This window comes from Monashia sp. HAY1-2A (genome assembly GCF_056755315.1).
Genome location: NZ_JBNDHY010000625.1, coordinates 1 through 248 on the forward strand (window position 1 = coordinate 1; position 248 = coordinate 248).

The following is a 248-nucleotide window of genomic DNA, read 5'->3' on the forward strand; positions in this document are numbered from 1 at the left end:
GTACTTCACAGGGCGTTTCAGAAAGGCCTGAAAACAGGTTTCGGAGCTGACTTTGCCCCCTTGATCAACGGCGACCTTTTCGGGATGATCCGGCTGTCCCTCGCTGTCACACGGGGAGCCCTGCATGCTGATACCGTCGCGCGCGGTGAGCTCATCGAATCGGTGGGAGTGCCGATGCGCTATTTCCTGGAAATGGCAACTGTTCGAGGAGCCGAAGCCCTGGGCCTTGGCACGCAAGTAGGCAGCCT

General features: G+C 59.3%; 1 protein-coding gene. It reads left to right on the forward strand.

The features are described from left to right. Positions 1–60 precede the first annotated feature (60 nt). Positions 61–248: hypothetical protein (locus ACPYOM_RS23300; RefSeq protein WP_481347790.1), on the forward strand; the 188-nt coding region annotated here is incomplete at its 3' end.